The organism is Moritella sp. 24 (assembly GCF_018219155.1).
GTDB lineage: Bacteria > Pseudomonadota > Gammaproteobacteria > Enterobacterales > Moritellaceae > Moritella.
The window spans coordinates 1913431-1928990 of sequence record NZ_CP056123.1; the positions used below are offsets into that span (position 1 = coordinate 1913431).

14 protein-coding genes are annotated in these 15560 nt (G+C 41.6%); 3 read left to right on the forward strand and 11 right to left on the reverse strand.

Annotated elements, in window-relative coordinates; translation table 11 throughout:
- Positions 1 to 15: 15 nt before the first annotated feature.
- The 10 genes from HWV00_RS08650 to HWV00_RS08695 form a co-directional block, all read right to left on the reverse strand.
- Complete coding sequence (locus HWV00_RS08650) at positions 16 to 321, reverse strand: helix-turn-helix transcriptional regulator (RefSeq protein ID WP_211685687.1); 306 nt, start codon at positions 319 to 321, stop codon at positions 16 to 18.
- Between the two features lie 6 nt (positions 322 to 327).
- Positions 328 to 771, reverse strand: coding sequence for a DUF6691 family protein (locus HWV00_RS08655; RefSeq protein ID WP_255554980.1), 444 nt, complete (start codon positions 769 to 771; stop codon positions 328 to 330).
- 12 nt (positions 772 to 783) lie between these two features.
- Positions 784 to 1209 (reverse strand): YeeE/YedE family protein, encoded by a 426-nt coding sequence (locus tag HWV00_RS08660; RefSeq protein WP_211685688.1) that lies wholly within the window; start codon positions 1207 to 1209, stop codon positions 784 to 786.
- On the reverse strand, positions 1202 to 2089 hold the full coding sequence (locus tag HWV00_RS08665) for an MBL fold metallo-hydrolase (RefSeq protein ID WP_211685689.1): 888 nt from the start codon (positions 2087 to 2089) through the stop codon (positions 1202 to 1204). Before HWV00_RS08665 ends, HWV00_RS08660 begins: the two co-directional genes overlap by 8 nt.
- Positions 2090 to 2253: 164 nt before the next feature.
- On the reverse strand, positions 2254 to 4323 hold the full coding sequence (locus HWV00_RS08670) for an acetoacetate--CoA ligase (RefSeq protein ID WP_211685690.1): 2070 nt from the start codon (positions 4321 to 4323) through the stop codon (positions 2254 to 2256).
- 7 nt (positions 4324 to 4330) lie between these two features.
- A complete protein-coding gene (locus tag HWV00_RS08675) occupies positions 4331 to 5299 on the reverse strand; it encodes a hydroxymethylglutaryl-CoA lyase (protein WP_211685691.1) in 969 nt (322 codons plus the stop codon).
- Positions 5296 to 7398, reverse strand: coding sequence for an acetyl-CoA carboxylase biotin carboxylase subunit (locus HWV00_RS08680; protein WP_211685692.1), 2103 nt, complete (start codon positions 7396 to 7398; stop codon positions 5296 to 5298). The genes HWV00_RS08675 and HWV00_RS08680 overlap by 4 nt, the downstream gene beginning before the upstream one ends.
- Positions 7399 to 7403: 5 nt before the next feature.
- Entirely contained in the window at positions 7404 to 8219 is an 816-nt protein-coding gene (locus tag HWV00_RS08685) for an enoyl-CoA hydratase-related protein (RefSeq protein WP_211685693.1), read from the reverse strand.
- Between the two features lie 57 nt (positions 8220 to 8276).
- Positions 8277 to 9884, reverse strand: coding sequence for a carboxyl transferase domain-containing protein (locus tag HWV00_RS08690; protein WP_211685694.1), 1608 nt, complete (start codon positions 9882 to 9884; stop codon positions 8277 to 8279).
- Between the two features lie 5 nt (positions 9885 to 9889).
- Positions 9890 to 11062, reverse strand: a complete 1173-nt coding sequence (locus HWV00_RS08695) for an isovaleryl-CoA dehydrogenase (protein ID WP_211685695.1) — start codon at positions 11060 to 11062, stop codon at positions 9890 to 9892.
- Between the two features lie 605 nt (positions 11063 to 11667).
- Here HWV00_RS08695 and HWV00_RS08700 point away from each other — a divergent pair.
- Positions 11668 to 12876, forward strand: a complete 1209-nt coding sequence (locus tag HWV00_RS08700) for a NupC/NupG family nucleoside CNT transporter (protein WP_211685696.1) — start codon at positions 11668 to 11670, stop codon at positions 12874 to 12876.
- A 131-nt stretch (positions 12877 to 13007) separates the two neighbouring features.
- On the opposite strand, the gene HWV00_RS08705 is transcribed toward HWV00_RS08700, so the two are convergent.
- Complete coding sequence (locus HWV00_RS08705) at positions 13008 to 13925, reverse strand: bile acid:sodium symporter family protein (protein ID WP_211685697.1); 918 nt, start codon at positions 13923 to 13925, stop codon at positions 13008 to 13010.
- Between the two features lie 323 nt (positions 13926 to 14248).
- Here HWV00_RS08705 and HWV00_RS08710 point away from each other — a divergent pair, with 323 nt between their 5' ends.
- Positions 14249 to 14773, forward strand: a complete 525-nt coding sequence (locus tag HWV00_RS08710) for a hypothetical protein (protein ID WP_211685698.1) — start codon at positions 14249 to 14251, stop codon at positions 14771 to 14773.
- An 84-nt stretch (positions 14774 to 14857) separates the two neighbouring features.
- On the forward strand, positions 14858 to 15532 hold the full coding sequence (locus tag HWV00_RS08715) for a LysE family translocator (protein WP_211685699.1): 675 nt from the start codon (positions 14858 to 14860) through the stop codon (positions 15530 to 15532).
- The last annotated feature ends 28 nt before the right edge of the window (positions 15533 to 15560 follow it).

Consider the following 15560-nt stretch of genomic DNA (forward strand, 5'->3'; position numbering starts at 1 on the left):
AATGAGCAAACAAGATTAATCACAAAACAGGTCATGCAATACATCAATCACTTTGGTCACATTATTATCATCAAGTTGATAATAGATTGTCTGCGCTTCACGACGTGTTTTCACGTATTTTTCTCGTCTTAACCAAGCGAGGTGTTGTGATAACGTCGATTGCGGGATCTGTATTAACGCATTCAGTGCTGATACGGATAACTCACCTTGCTGTAATAAACACAGTATCATCAAGCGATGCTTGTTACTTAATGCCTTCATCAGTGATTCAGCTTTAGTTGCATTCTGCTCTAATCGCTCAATGCTCATTTGTTCAGTCATAGTTAATCAGTCATTTGGCTGTGATATCACTATATTAACATAGTTAGAAATATACATCCCCAGCACCATTGCAAATATAAATGCAATAATTTTAGGCTCTCCACTCGCGATATTAACCAAGGCGGGCCCCGGACAAATACCTGATATTCCCCAACCGATACCAAATAACCCAGCACCGATAATTAAGCGACGGTCTATTAAGGTTGCTATCGGCAAATTAAATACACGTGCAAATAAAGGCTGCCTCAATTTTTTCTTTAGGATCTTGTAAACGGGAATGAAGAGTAATAATGCCGAGCCCATAACAAAAGCCAAACTCGGATCCCAATCACCGGTAATATTAAGAAAATTGAATATTTTATTCGGGTTGACCATTTGTGCGACGATCAAACCAAAACCAAACAAGATACCGCAGAATAAGGCGATAGATAACGCTATAAAAAGGGTCATGTTTATCCTAACTTAGTTGATGGCAAAAACGTTATTGACGATAAAAACGGTAATCATAGCGGTGCTCATAAAGGTGATAGTTGCTATTATTGAGCGAGCAGACAGTCGTCCAATACCACAAATACCGTGACCACTAGTACAGCCAGAGCCCACGCGAGAACCGATACCAACGAGTAAACCACCAATGATAATTGCAGACCAGCTCACATCAATGCTACTCGGTAATGAAAATCCGAATAAACCGGCGAAAAATGGACTGATGATCAATCCGAGGATAAACATGATTCGCCAGTATTCACCTGACGAATGCAAATTTTTTAAGCCATAGAAAATCCCCGATATACCACAGACTTTACCTATGCCAAACAGCAGTAATAAAGCGGAACTTGATAAAATAAGCCCACCTAAAATTGAGTCAAAAAATGCTAATTCAGTCATTTTGATCCTCTGCTTTTAATATATGCACAGGTATTTTGAAGAATACTGGTTGGTGATCACTTGCTTGCGGTAGTTCTCCCCCTTTAATGTTCACTTGTAATGCAGGATACAGAAGTCTTGGCACTGCAAGTTTGTTATCACGGGTTTGACGAACAGTAACAAAGCTATCGAGGGTGACATCATCTGTAATATGAATATTTGACTGCTTACTTTCTGCGACTGTCGTTTGGAATTGTAATTCTCTGCCATTTGGCTGGTAATCATGGCACATCCAAAGCTTGGTATTGTCAGGCAGTTCGTAAAGCTGTTTGATGCTTTGATAAAGCTCTGACGCTGCACCGCCGGGGAAGTCACAGCGGGCTGAACCACTGTCTGGCATGAATAAGGTATCACCAATAAATGCATTATCTTCGATGAGATAAGTGACGCTATCTCTGGTGTGGCCGGGTGTTTCAATGACTTTGATGGCGGTATCACCAATGAATAGTGTGTCATCGTGACTGAGTAGTTGGTCAAACTCTTTACCAGACACTGATATTTCAGCGTCGTTTAATGCAAAAATGTCTTTAAAGGTTTGCTGCGCTTGCGTGATGTATTTACCAATAGCGATCTTACCACCAAGCTGTGATTTCAAATAATAAGCGGCTGATAAATGGTCTGCATGCGCATGTGTTTCTAATATCCACGTTAGCGTTAACTTATGCTGCTTTATAAATTCAATTTGAGAGTTAGCAAAATCAAAAGTAATGTTACCTGAGTTACTTTCATAATCGAGTGCACTATCAATAATGGCAGCTTTAAGGCTAATCAAATCATAAATAAGGTAACTTATCGTTGAACTATCTGGGTGAAAAAAGTGTTTTATTATAATTGAAGACATCTGACCCTCTCTAATACTGTCGCTATCATCTGTATTTACAATGATGTATATCGTACATTGTAAATTTACGATATACAAGTGGTGCTATGTATAAGAGTGTAAAGGTGCAAGGTGTGAATGTGACAGTTATAACATTGCTATTCACCACATTACTATTCACATTACTAGTCACATTGTAGCTCAGTGAGGTTAGCAAACAAGTCTAAGGCTTCCGGATTGGCGAGAGCATCTTTATTTGTCACCTCGATACCATGTACGATGTTACGTACTGCAAGTTCGACGATCTTACCGCTAATGGTTCTTGGGATATCGGCCACGGCAATTATTTTAGCGGGGACGTGCCTTGGGCTGGTATTGGTTCGGATAATGTTTTTTATTTGTGATATTAACAGGGCATCTAAATTAACATGAGTAGACAGGCGCACAAATAGAATAACGCGAACATCATCATGCCATTGCTGAGCGATCGCAATCGATTCTTGCACGACGGCTAATTTCTCTACTTGCCGGTATATTTCTGCGGTACCGATACGAACGCCACCAGGGTTTAATACAGCATCGGATCGACCGTGGAGCATCACGCCAATTTGATTCACATTGATGTCTTGCTGCATGCTATTTATAGTGGGGGCGATGTTTATTTTATCTGTGGGCTCGACGTAATGCTTAATTAGCTCGCCGTAATCACCCTGTGCCCAAATGTTATCGAACCGTGTAAAATAAGCGTTATGGTATTTCAGCTTATAAGGGTCTTGCCAAAAACCGGTTGGCATGGAGGGAAAGGGTTGACGACAAACCAATTCCCCTTTTATAAAGTCAACGTCCATGCCTAAACCTAGGCATTGTAGCTCGCCTCGATATACGGGTAAGGTAGACATGCCTAGCATAAAGCAAGAAATAATATCCGTGCCACCAGAGATGCTTGAAACGCATATATCCTTTTTAATGTGCTGATAAATATAATCATAACTCTCGTGTGTTAAAGTCGACCCTGTCGATAAAATGGTGTTTAAATGGTTGAGACTATAGTCTTGCTGGGGGCGTAATAATGCTTTATCACAGGCTGAAAAATACTTCGCACTGGCACCAAAAATAGACACCTTTTCTGTGTCAGCTAGTTCAAACAGTATTTGCTGATGAGGATAAAAAGGTGAGCCGTCAAATAGCACTAAGGTGGCACCTTGAGATAAGCTACTGACAAGCCAGTTCCACATCATCCAGCCACAGGTTGTATAATAAAAAATGTGGTCATCGACACTCACATCTGTATGCAATACCAGTTCTTTGACATGCTGTAATAACGTGCCTCCGACACTGTGGATGATACATTTAGGCATGCCCGTTGTGCCTGATGAATAGAGTATATACAAGGGATCCGAAAACTGTACAGCTTCAAAGGTGAGCGAGCGGGGGATAGCTGCGCTGAAATGTTGCCAGCCGCATTGTATGGTATTTTTAAGGTGTTGGTTATCTATGTTGCTTGGTTGAGAATCTTGTGGTGTCTTTAAATAGGGAATAATAACAAGTTTGCGTAGATCTTGTAATTTATTGGCAATGGCGGTCACTTTATCCATGATATTAATTTGTTTACCGGCATACTGATAACCGTTACAGGCAAACAATAATTTAGGTTGGATCTGATGAAACCTGTCTAAGACGCCTTGATGTCCAAAATCGGGAGAGCAAGATGACCAGATTGCGCCAATACTGCTGGTGGCCAACATGGCAATAATGGCTTCGCTACTATTGGGTAATAAACCAGCGACACGATCGCCTTTGACTACACCTAATTCTCGCATGGCTCCAGCCACGCGAGTGACTTCATTACGTAACTCGTTATAACTGAGTTCTGTACGTCGACCGTCTTCACCACGACTGATGATCGCGAGTTTATCTTGGTTTGATTTTTCATTTTTATTGGTCGAAATATTATTGGGAAATAACAGGTTTTCAGCAAAATTCAATGTTGAGCCTGGGAACCACTGGCAGCGGTAAAAACAATCATCTTGAATAAAAATGCGATTAAGATCAAAGTGGCCTTTAAATTTGAAAAAGGTAACAATCGACCCCCAGAATAAAGCGGTATTATCAATACTCCACTGATGTAATTGTTGGTAATGTACAAATGTAAGGCTGTATTCATCACGTAAAAAATGCAGGTAACGGTTAATGTTACTGCCATCAATACGGGCTTGGCTTGGAGTCCAGATAGGCACTGTAAACTGTACTGTCATTAAAACCTCATATTAATGATTGAAACCGTGCTTGTGCAGTCGGGTAAGCTAACGCGACTTTAGAACCATTATGACGATTTAAGCGTTGGCAAATAAAATTACCAGCTGCGATTAATTCATTGAGATCAACGCCTGATTCAATACCTAATCCATTTAACATATAGACCACATCTTCTGTTGCGACATTACCTGATGCTCCTTGTGCATACGGGCAGCCACCTAATCCTGCGACAGCACTATCTATGACACTGATGCCTAATTGTAATGCTGCATAAATATTTGCCAGCGCTTGACCGTAAGTATCGTGAAAGTGAACCGCTAGCTTATCAATGGGAACATGCTGAGAAACGGCATTGATCATCGACTTTGCTGATTCAGGTGTTCCAACGCCGACAGTATCACCAAGGCTTATTTGGTAGCACCCCATGTCATGTAATTGCTGCGCGACTTTTGCCACTTTATTAATACTAATATAACCTTCATACGGACAACCTAGTGTACAAGATATATAACCGCGAACACGTAAACCAGCTGCAAGCGCTTGTGTTACCACTGGCTCAAACAGTTGCAATGATTCGTTAATCGAGCAGTTAATATTTTTCCGACTAAAGCTTTCGGACGCAGAACCAAATATAGCTACTTCATCCACATTTGCAGCGATTGCGGCATTTAAACCGATTAAATTAGGGGTTAATGCCGAATAGGTAATGCCACGATTACGTTTGATGCGTTTAAATAATTCGCCACTGTTTGCCATTTGAGGCACCCATTTTGGCGAGACAAAGCTACCTGATTCGATCATGGTTAATCCGGTATTACTAAGGATATTGATGAGCGAAATCTTGTCACTAAGGCTTATTTCTATTTCGTTTTGCAGTCCATCTCGGGGACCGACTTCAACAATCTTAACTTTGTCTGGGAGCTGATTAATCTTGTCAGCGACGAGATTCACTTTATCTGAGAGCAGAGAAGTCATGACACTTGTTCCTTTTTATCAAGAGCCAAGGATGGGGTTAATTGTATTAATTCAGCACCATCTTCGACCATGTCTCCATCCTGATAAAACACAGTTGATATTACACCAGCTGTTGGAGCGGTGATATTACACTCCATCTTCATCGCTTCCATCACGATTAAAGGTTCGCCTGCCTCGACAAGTTGTTCGGGTTGGCAGAGTACGCTGACAATGACGCCATTCATTGGGGCTGTTATTTTTGCTTCTAATTCGTTTGCATGATTGGCTTGTGATGCATGATTTTTTATAGCGAGTTGACGTAATAATACAAGACGCTGACCAGCATAAAATAACGTAATATTGAATGCGGTAATAACGGCTGTTGCTTTGACTCTATGACCATCAATGAATGCCACCAGTTCACTATCATCAAGCTCGCCACTCACGTTATAACTAAGGTGTTCAGGAGGTGCGGTGTTAGTCTGTGTTAGGCTAGATAGCTCAACTTTATAGTCTTGAGCCTGCTTTATTAGTGATACGCGACAATGAACGCCATCTTCTGTCATCAGTTGTTGACTATTGATTGCGGGTTGATTCAAACGCCAGCCAGTGGTTTCATCCCAAGGTGAAGAGTGACTGTCTATAGTATTTTTTATGCTGTCTTTTATATTGTTCTGTTGTAATTCTAATGCCATTGCAGCAAGAATAAATGCATACTCGAGATTCATTGAGTCAGGCAATAAGGCATTAGCGTGGGTGATAATAAAGTCTGTATTGAGTGCAGCCTCTTGTAACGCGGGCACTTGTGCTAATTGAGTTAAAAAACCTATATTTGTTTTTATACCAGCAATTTTATAGTCACTCAAAGCCGACTGCAATCGCAGTAAAGCAAGGTCACGGGTATGATCCCAGACAATCAATTTTGCAATCATTGGGTCGTAGAATGGACTAATTTCATCGCCTTGGCGTATTCCTGTATCAATCCGTACATGCTGAGATGTTGGCGGCTGTTTTAAAAACGTAATATCACCACTGGCAGGCATAAAATCATTATCTGGATCTTCGGCATAAATCCGGACTTCGATAGCATGGCCGTCAATGTGGACGTCTGATTGCGTTAACGGTAAAGGCGCATTATTGGCGATGCAAAGTTGCCACTCAACTAAGTCGAGTCCAGTGATCATTTCGGTCACGGGATGTTCAACTTGTAAGCGGGTATTCATCTCCATGAAATAGAATTGGTCGTGTTCATCGTATAAGAATTCAACCGTACCTGCGCCTCGATAATGAATGGCTTTTGCAGCGGCAACGGCTGCTTCTCCCATCGCGATTTGTGTTGCAAGGGGAAGTGCTGGAGCGGGGGCTTCTTCTAATATTTTTTGATGACGACGCTGAATAGAACAGTCACGCTGACTAAGGTAAATACAGTTACCGTGATGGTCACTAAATATCTGAATTTCGATGTGACGGGTCTTGGTTAGGTAGCGTTCAATGAGCATATCGTCATTGCCAAAACTCGCCATTGCTTCACGTTTTGTGGCCGTAAGCGCATGACTAAATTCGTTAGCTGTATTGACGATACGCATCCCTTTACCGCCGCCACCGTATACAGCTTTTAGGAGTTGTGGATAGCCAATTTTTTGCGATTGGGTTGTTAGTGTTTGTGTATCTTGAGCATGGCCGTGATAACCCGCGACCAGTGGTACATTCGCGGCGGTCATCATCGTCTTCGCTGCACTTTTACTGCCCATCGTTGTAATGGCATCAACGCTTGGTCCAATAAAAACAATGCCTTGTTGTTCGCAAGCTTGGGCAAATTGCGCATTTTCCGATAAAAATCCATAACCAGGATGAATTGCTTGGGCATTTGCTTGTTGTGCGATGGCTAAAATACGTGGGCAATTCAAATAAGATTCAGCCGCAGGGGCTGGGCCTAAATAAAAAGCCTCATCTGCCATGCAAACATGACGAGCATTCTTGTCTACAGCAGAATAAACCGCAACACACTGAATACCAAGTCGCTGTGCGGTGCTTATTATACGACACGCTATCTCACCACGATTAGCGATAAGTATTTTGGTAAAGGGGGTTGGTTTATTGGCTAAGACCTGATGCGACATAGACGTTATTCCTTGAACCAGTCGGGTTTACGTTTATTCAGGAACGCATCGAGTCCTTCCTGTGCTTCGCTTGATACCCGAATTGATGCGATACGTTGGCTTGTTTCTGTTATTAGGGTGTCGTTGATGACTTGATTCGTAATATCATTGATTAATGATTTAGCTGCGTGCATTGCCGCGGGACTGTTAGCCAATAATGCGTCAATAAAAGGAGCCGAGACACTATCTAAATCATCACCTAACTGATGGAGTAAACCATAGTCTAACGCTTGTTTAGCAGTAAAAACCTCTCCGGTTAAGCTGTAGCGGCGTGTTTGTCGAGGGCCAATAGCAGCGACGACATAAGGGCTAATGACAGCGGGAATCAGTCCTATTTTTACTTCACTTAAACAGAATTTAGCGGACGTTGTCGCAAGTGCTAAATCACAACAGGCAACAAGTCCGATTGCACCACCAAAACAGCAGCCTTGAACTAGTGCGACAGTGGGTTTAGGAAATTGATTTAGGTTTTTCATTAACTTTGCTAATTGTGCTGCGTCGGCGAGATTATCTTGATAGCCGAGTTCTGCAATATCTTTCATCCAACCAATATCGGCACCTGCTGAAAAATGCTGACCTTCCGCACGTAACAGTAATATACGTACTGCTGGATCATGCTGTAATACGGCAAGGGTCGTGAGTAAATGACTAATTGTTTCAACACTAAATGCGTTACAAACTTGAGGCCGAGTCAGGGTAATCGTCGCAATCCCTTGATCGTTAATCGCCGTGTGTAAGTGTTCTGCATTGATGATATTTAACTTGTCTGAATTATTTGTCATTAACTGATCCTAGCTAGAGTAGTTGTGCTGACGTTATCGTCTATGCATTCATTAACATTACATTCTAAAAACACCGAATTGGGTGTCTGCGATAGGCGCATTCAGTGCTGCTGAAATCGCGAGTCCGAGTACTTGCCTTGTTTGTAGTGGATCGATGATGCCGTCATCCCATAGCCGAGCACTCGCATAATAAGGGTCGCCCTGCGTTTCGTATTGCTCAATAATAGGGGCTTTAAATTTAGCCTCTTCATCCGCTGTCATACTTTGATTATTGCGGGATAATCCGTCTTTCTTCACTTGGCTTAAAACACTGGCCGCTTGTTCACCGCCCATGACAGAGATCCTTGCATTAGGCCACATCCACAACATCGTTGGATTATAAGCTCGGCCACACATACCATAATTACCCGCGCCATAACTGCCACCGATGATCACGGTAAACTTAGGTACTTGCGCACAGGATACTGCCGCCACCATTTTTGCACCGTGCTTAGCAATACCTTCTGCCTCGTACTTTTTACCGACCATAAACCCAGTGATATTTTGGAGAAACACGAGTGGGATCTTACGTTTGCAACAGAGCTGAATAAAATGCGCACCTTTTTGTGCAGACTCTGAAAATAGGATGCCGTTATTAGCAATAATACCAACGGGATAGCCATGAATACGGGCGAAGCCACATACGAGTGTTGAGCCGTAGTATTGCTTGAATTCATCTAATTCAGAACTATCGACAATACGAGCAATAACTTCTTTTACATCGAATTGTTTTTTTAAATCCGTGCCGACAATCCCATATAATTCAAGACTGTCGAATAAGGGGGGTTTACTGGGGCACACCGCCAAATCAGTTCTTTTTACATGGTTGATATTGGCGATGGCTTGGCGAACAAGTTGCAAGGCATGGTTATCATCTTGAGCGTAATGGTCTGCAACACCTGATATTTTACAGTGCACATCCGCACCGCCTAGCGCTTCAGCACTGACTTCTTCACCTGTTGCGGCTTTCACTAATGGCGGGCCAGCTAAGAAAATAGTACCTTGCTGTTTCACGATAATTGACTCGTCTGCCATGGCTGGTACATACGCACCACCTGCGGTACATAACCCCATGACAGACGCGATTTGCGGGATACCTTTGGCGGACATATTGGCTTGATTAAAAAAGATACGGCCGAAGTGATCACGATCGGGAAAAACTTCATCTTGTCGTGGTAAAAATGCACCGCCAGAATCCACTAAATAAATGCAGGGGAGGCAACAGCGTTCTGCAATTTCTTGTGCGCGTAAATGCTTTTTAACGGTTAAGGGATAATAAGTACCGCCTTTTACCGTTGCATCGTTGGCAATGATCATACATTCAATGCCATTGACTCGCCCAATCCCAGCCACCACTCCTGCTGCGGGTACGGCATCATTGTAATATTGCCAAGCGGCAAATTGACTGAGTTCTAATAAAGGGGATCCGGGATCGAGTAAGGCATCAACCCGTTCTCGGGCTAACATTTTACCGCGGGATAAATGGCGTTGTTGGGCTACTTCTCCACCACCTTGTTTTACTTTTGCTAAGTTGTGTTCTAGCTGATTAACAAGATCATGCATCGCTTGTTGTTTGGCCACGAAGGTAGGGTGCTGAATGTTAACGATTGAACCAATCTTAGCCATGTGCGCTACGCTCCAGATTCGTTAAACAGTTCTCGGCCGATCAACATGCGTCGCATTTCAGATGTACCCGCGCCAATTTCATACAGCTTGGCATCACGGAGCAAACGTCCAGCGGCATATTCATTACTGTAGCCGTTACCACCTAATAATTGGATAGTATCCAATGCCATTTTGGTCGCGAGTTCTGCACAGTATAAGATCACTCCCGCGCAATCTTTACGGCTGGCTTCACCGTTGTCACACGCGCGCGCTACCGTGTAGGTATAACATTTCGCGGCATTCATTTGGCTATACATATCGGCTATTTTGGCTTGTACAAGTTGGAATTCACCAATTGCTTTACCGAACTGTTGGCGCTGGTGGATATAGGGTACGACCAGATCCATACATGCATCCATAATGCCTAATGGCCCACCAGTGAGAACCAGCCGTTCGTAGTCAAGGCCGCTCATTAACACTTGCACTCCCTGGTTGAGTTTACCGAGTATATTCGCTTTGGGGACAATGCAGTCTTGAAATACCAGTTCACAGGTATTGGAACCACGCATACCGAGTTTATCGAGTTTTTGTGCTTGGCTAAAACCACTGAAACCACGTTCAACGATAAAGGCTGTAATACCATGACTGTTTAGGCTTGGCTCCGTTTTCGCGTAAACAATATAAGTTGTGGCTTCAGGACCATTGGTGATCCACATTTTATTGCCGTTCAGTATGTAGTTATCACCATTGAGTTCGGCAGACAATTTCATAGATACCACATCTGAGCCTGCATTGGGTTCGGTCATGGCTAATGCTCCAACATGTTCACCGCTGATGAGTGCAGGGAGGTATTGTTGTTTTTGTTGCTCGCTACCATGGCGGTAGATTTGATTGACACACAGATTGGAATGGGCACCATAACTAAGTCCCACTGATGCTGATGCGCGACTTATTTCCTGCATCGCAATGACATGGGCAAGGTAAGTCATATTGACGCCACCGTATGTTTCGCTGATGGTAATACCAAGCAACCCCATATCACCAAACTTACGCCACATATCACTGGGAAAGAGATTTTCTTTATCTATTTGTGCCGCGCGTGGGGCTATTTCGTCTTCAGCAAATGCGGCCACGCTTTCACGTAACAGTTCGATGGTATCCCCAAGGGCGAAGTTCAGTGATGTGTAAGCATTTGCCATCTGTGTACCTACTCGAATTGTAAAGTGAAGAGCCAGGTTAGCGAGTCTTGGTTGACGAAATTAATAAATTAATCTTGCCTTTCATTCATTTGAGTATGGTAGTTAACGGGTAGGTTGCCAATTCGAATTCAGAGGGATTTATTGTGTCTTTAGTTTAATAATTGTATTTTTAGTTTTATATTTAACCGTTAATTTGTTTTTTGTCATATTCTTTTAATTATTATTGTTAATGTGACATAGATCTCTATATAATTCTCATCCGGCCAGAACCATCGAGTTTAGCCACCTTAGTTACAAGCCGTCACCAAGGAAATGTGAACGACCCAAGGATTTTGGACCAGCGTGACTGTAGCTTGCTATCAAGGTGACTCGTATGTTGTTATTGGGCGGACTGACTAGATTATTTTCTTAAAAAATACTGTTTTTCCTCTCCTCATATACCAATACACGTAATACCCATTGCAATAAAATACTGATCATTAATCAGGTCTAAATTAATCCCACTGGGTGTTAATTTCTCCTGCGTTTACTGCCATCTAAATTTTATTACAATCGGTATGACACCTTTCATTTTTATACACTTATTATATGAACAAGGTGAAATTATGCAGTTGTTAATTAGCTTAGTCGGTATCGCAGTACTGATCTTATGTGCTTGCGCACTTTCTGAAAACCGTAAAGCAATCAATTGGCGTACCGTTGGTGGTGCACTGTTTTTACAAGCAGGTTTTGCTGCGATTGTACTTTATTCTTCGATTGGCCAAACAATGTTGGGCGCAATGAGTAGTGGTGTTGCAAGCATCCTAGGCTTTGCCGATGTTGGTATTCAATTCTTATTTGGTGATTTAGCGACTGAAGGCTTTATTTTCGCAATTCGTGTATTGCCATTAGTTATTTTTATTAGTGCGCTTATCTCACTGCTTTATTACATTGGTGTAATGCAATGGGTGATTAAAGTGATTGGCGGTGGTATCCAGAAGTTTCTTGGTACGAGTCGCGTTGAATCATTAGCGGCAACAGGTAACATTTTCCTTTCACAAGGTGAGTCTCCATTACTTGTTAAACCATTTTTACCAAAAATGACACGTTCAGAGCTATTCGCTGTAATGACGGGTGGTATGGCATCGGTTGCTGGTAGTGTTCTGGGTGGTTATGCTGGTTTAGGTGTTGAACTTAAATACCTGATTGCAGCAAGCTTCATGGCTGCACCTGGTAGTTTAATGATGGCTAAATTATTAGTGCCAGAGCAAGAAACAGTGACTGAAGACGCTGATATTGAAATGGCAAAAAGCGAACACAGTAATGCAATTGATGCATTAGCTGCTGGTGCGATGAACGGTATGAAAGTTGCTGTTGCAATCGGTACGATGTTAATTGCATTTGTGAGTGTTATCGCAATGGCAAACGCTGGTTTAGAGACAGTTGGTCACTGGGTTGGTATTGAAAGTTTAACACTACAAAGTGTTCTTGGTTATATCTTCTCACCATTAGCATATATGATTGGTGTACCAGAACATGAAATGCTAATCGCAGGTTCATTCATTGGTCAAAAAATGATTCTAAATGAATTTGTTGCTTTCATGGACTTTGCTGCAGTAAAAGAGACTATTTCAGAGCACAGCCAAGTGATTATTACATTCGCATTATGTGGTTTTGCAAACATTGGTTCTATCGCAATTCAAATCGGTTCTATTGGTGTGATGGCGCCAGAACGTCGTTCAGATGTTGCAAGCTTAGGCTTCAAGGCAGTATTAGCGGCAACGCTTGCTAACTTAATGAGTGCTGCATTAGCGGGTATTTTTATTAGCCTATAATGGTTACTAAAATGACGCAGTAAGCTGAATCAGAAAATAAAAGGCTCACTTTAACGAACCGTTGAAGTGAGCCTTTTTGTTATTGACTGTTTATGAAAAACAAAATTACTTACTGTTTATGAACAATAGAGCTAATCACTTACCGTTTTATTTACAGTCATGTCTTGGAAGCGGCAATAAGCAATAAATGCAAAAACACACACGTACATAGTGAATAAATAGACAATCGCTGCGATCGCAAATTCAGGTTGTTTTAAGATCGCAATTGCAATGACCACTGCGAGCACATAGTTCTGAATACCAATTTCGACACAAATAGAGCGGGCTTGTTGGGTATTGAGCTTGAGTAATTTCGCGATGGTCACCCCAAGTACCATCATCACAATATTCAGTGTGAGCACCGGTGCTAAAGCCAACTCAATAATGGTACCTAAGCTCGGGTAAACTTCGGCGAATAAGATACACATAACAAATAAGATGGACGCAAACGACAGCTTTGTCGCGTAAGGTTCGATCGTTTGGGCAAGTGATGAAGCAAAATGACGAAAGGTCATGCCAACCGCGACGGGTAAGATAATCAGTTTGATAATTTGTAGCATTGATGGCAGCAGAGGCAAGTAGATAGTTTGACCTTCACCGGTTAAATTCATAAAACCTAAGTTAATAAACAGTGGCGTGGTAAAGACAACGATAATACCGCTTATTGCCGTCATAGATACCGATAAAGCTACATCACCTTTGGCAATATGGGTGAAAAAATTAGAGGTAGCAGCACTTGGGCAGCAAGCAAGAATGATCATACCAATCGCAATAGGAAAAGCAGGTTCATAAATTGCAATAAGCAAAAAAGCGATCACTGGTAAAGCGAGTAATTGAATAAATAGCCCGGTAATAACAGGGAGTGGCTGTGTCATAATACGATAGAAATCGCTTAGCTTGAGTGTTAATCCCATTGTGGTCATCATGAGTATTAACGCGCCTGTTGCAATATCTGAGACATTGAATCCGCCTAGCGTTAAATTAAGTAGGTTAATAACCGGTATATCCATCTTGATTTTAATCCCTTTAAAATAGAAGTAATGAGATAACAAAAGGTATGTTTTATTATCTATAAAGTATTGTATTGAAAGACTTAGTTAAGTTTTAGCTATTGGTATTAATGGGACGGATTGTATTCAGGTTGTTATCAACAAGTAAAGTATTTTGGTGCTGTAAAGCGCGTGGGTGTTCAAATTTGCGTTAAATATTGTCTTCAGAATGATTTGTATTGTCTTTGTATGACCTTTGTAAGCGTCTATAAATGCATATAGATTAAAGTAAACGCATTGTTCATAATGCGCCTTTGTATGTGAACATTGAGCGTTAAATAAAAATGAAACAGTTAATTTGTATATTTGTAATGCTAACAACCCTGAGTGCTTGCGCTGTTTTTCCGACGACCCGCATTTACTTTAAACCGATGAATGCGAATAACGACAGCGAACTTGCCAAAAGTCAAAGTTGTGGTTACCACAAAGCTAAATATGATGGATTGAAGAAAACGGTAGGTGATACCGATATTTCTATTTTTCCCCACTTAGTCGAAGGCGAAAACTTGTCAGCGGTTCTATTTTTAGAAACGACAAATTTTGGCACCGAAGTTGATGTGGATGATGTCTACATTATCGTGAATGGATCGAATAAAGCATTAATACCAAGTCTTGTTTCTAGTGTATCCCGCAGACCTAATGCTGAAGGGGATAAAGAAATGATTTGGTATAAACTAGAATTTAATATAGTTGTTGACGAGATCGATACGTTACGTTTAGATTATCGTATCCAGCCAGAAAAAAGGGTTGAGTTTGAATTTAAAAAAACGGAACAGTCAGACATTTATTATGCATCAATAAACTGCTAATCAATGAATAACTAAACTATTAATGAATAACTAAGCCATTAATTAATAAGTCATAAGTAGTCAATAACATAAAGGGAGTTATATATGTTTGGAGTAACAGAACTGTGGTTATTTGTGGTATCAGGCATTATGCTCAACTTGATCCCCGGCCCTGATTCTCTCTATGTTATTGGCCGTAGTGCAGGGCAAGGATTTCGAGCTGGTTCTGTTGGCGCATTTGGTATTGGAGCCGGCACTTTAGTGCATGTTTTTGCTGCAGCGTTTGGGTTATCAGCTATTTTGGCTACGTCAGCGATGGCTTTTACCGTTGTTAAAGTGATTGGTTGTATTTATTTACTCTACATCGGCTTTACGATGCTATTGTCAAAGAGTAAGGCGGTGAATATGGACACCGCTATTGTAGAGAGTACTGAGGGCGTCGATGCGAAGCGTGTCGAAAGCAAAAATACATCGTTATCGAATATCTTTTTTCAAGGTTTTTTAACCAATGTGTTAAACCCTAAAGTAGCCTTATTCTTTCTTGCTTTTGTGCCGCAATTTATCGCGATGGACTACCCAAATAAAGCACTGTCATTTATCTTTCTTGGCGTTATTTTTAACATTAACGCGATGATCTGGTGCCATCTTCTGGCTTGGTCATCATCCTCTATTGGGGGTAAGTTGAAGCATAATCAGCGATTAACGACTTACCTTACCAAGTTCACGGGGGCGTTGTTCCTATTTTTCGGTATTAAATTAGCGATGAGTAAGCAGGTTTAGATATCACTTATATGTTTGTTCATATGCG